The 2193-nt window shown below is 43.2% G+C and carries 2 protein-coding genes; both read right to left on the reverse strand.

Annotated elements, in window-relative coordinates; all coding sequences use genetic code 11:
* Positions 1-1083 (reverse strand): RNA-guided endonuclease IscB (iscB, locus tag F6K20_RS35255; protein WP_287297921.1); only part of this gene is annotated, 1083 nt, incomplete at its 3' end.
* A gap of 281 nt (positions 1084-1364) precedes the next feature.
* Positions 1365-2006, reverse strand: coding sequence for a tRNA (guanosine(46)-N7)-methyltransferase TrmB (gene trmB / locus F6K20_RS35260; RefSeq protein ID WP_044493866.1), 642 nt, complete (start codon positions 2004-2006; stop codon positions 1365-1367).
* Positions 2007-2193 lie beyond the last annotated feature (187 nt).

Genomic DNA, 2193 nt, shown 5'->3' on the forward strand with positions numbered 1-2193 from the left:
TCTTTTAGATGCATGAGCTTTTGGAAAACCATATTTGTCAGTTCTGCATCGTTGACGAACACCATGACCTTTAGCTTTGACTATTAAAGGCTTGATACCATTGAGCAACAGTTTTTCAGGAGTAGATTGACCTACACAAGCAGCATCTGCCCAATGAGTCTTATCAATGCCTCTGGTTTTACGATTAAACTTAGTCAGACCGCCGGAGCCAGTCTCTACAGGTAATCTAGTTAGCTTTAGTCTTCTGAATAATTCCCAACGAGTTGCATTTACTGCTGCTGCGTCTTTGAGTGGGGTTTTTGCTTTGGCTAGTACTCTTTTGAGTACATCAGGCTTTTTCTTGAGAAACTTCTCAATGGATTTGTTCCCTTTTTTCTGGTTACAGCTTCGACAAGCCAAGGTTAAATTACTAACTCGATTGCTACCTCCTTTTGATTTGGGAATAATATGATCTACTTCTAAAGGCACGTTTTCCGCACCACAATACACACAATTTCGTCCCCACTTGGTTAGTAAATATTCTTTGACCTCAAAACCAAATAACTCGCCTCGTTGATATTCAACCCCTGAGATTTCAGGATTTTGCATCTTTTGAGTGTCAAAGCGGACTAACTCTTGAGAAATTGCAGTTACAGGACATAACTTAGTAAGTCGCCTAACCCAAGTCTCAACATTAAAAATTCGACTCATTAACGATGGTGGGAGCCATCCTTCCGGTTTTATACGATTAATAAATCTGGGCTTACGGTAACGAGTTTTACGGTTACGCCGTCCACGTCTTAAAGCCCTACGAGACTCCAAGGCATTTTTAATCTGTAAACCTCGATGATAAATTTCTAAGGCATTAGTTACTCGTCCTGTTGACTCCTGGACAATGGCAATACCTGTGGTTTTTGAACCAGGATCTATCTTGATTCGATATGGATGGGTAACCGAATTATTAACTGTTCTGTCTAGCAGAATAATGGTGAATGGATAACGTTTAAAAACTTTAGCTCTCCTTTTTTTGAGTAGTTCTCTAGCTCTTGCCGGATGACAAGGCTCTAAAGGTTGTTTATCTTTATCTAGTACGAAAACTCGCATTACTTTGAACACTCCTTTTCAGGGTAAAGTTTGCCGAGTGCTTTGCACACGCTTGCGCGAACGACGATGTTAAGACTCGGTACTTTGTAAGTAACACTGGCTTTCCCGAATGACCTGTTTAATTACTTACTTCTAGAGCCTAGAGCTGGCACGTACTCCAGGGTAGGAATTTTAACTCTTGGTCTTAACGGCTGCTAATAATAAAACTAGCCGTCTGGTCAACAGACTCTTTCAAGCCCACGCTGTAATCTATGATTCAGCGTGCGGTAGTTGACTATTCCTTAAACATCATCACGGCGAAAGAACAACATTCGGTACACAGGTTCACCACGAGCGAGGGTGGAAATTTCCCGTTCAGTAGGCACTGGCAGGGGGTTGGTTGGCAGCCAAGCAGTCTCTGGCCGGTAGAAGACTGGATGAGCATCGAAGCGCGATCGCATTTCCACTGCCACTTCCTCCACATCGGATTGTAGAAAGACCTCCCCTCCACTGGTCAAATAAGCCCCTAGATTATCAACCAAGGTGGGCTGAACTATACGTCGTTTGGCTTGTCGCTTCTTGAACCAAGGATCAGGAAATTGAATAGTGACGCGCTGCAAGGCACCAGGGTGCCAAGAGCTAAAGAGTGAATCTATAGAACTATTAGCATTACAGAACAAAAATAGGAGATTGCTCAACCCTAAATCTACCACCTTACTGTTGGCTTGTTGTACCAATGGTTCCCGAATTTCTAACCCCAAAAAATTCCAGTGGGGTTGTTGTGTTGCCATCTGCAATAAAAATTCCCCTCTCCCACAGCCAATATCCAGATGTAATGGTTGAGTAGTTTGGGCATAAACTTGATTCCAATCCGGAGGACTCACCGGCATCTGATATTGCTTGCTAAGTGGATTAACGTGTTGTCGCACTCTGACTCTAGCCAACCTTAGCACCTCCTTACTTTACTCAGGGGATGGGGGATCAGGGATTAAGGGTTATATCCCTAATCTAGTTGTAAATGTGATATCTAGGTGCGCGCCTCCTAGGGCGAGTAAATCGCCCTAGGAGGCGCGCACCTCAATGAAGGCAATTCCAACTCATCTGTATTTATCCTAAATGTAATCTTTAAAA

It is taken from the genome of Moorena sp. SIO2C4 (assembly GCF_010672485.1).
Lineage (GTDB): Bacteria > Cyanobacteriota > Cyanobacteriia > Cyanobacteriales > Coleofasciculaceae > Moorena > Moorena producens.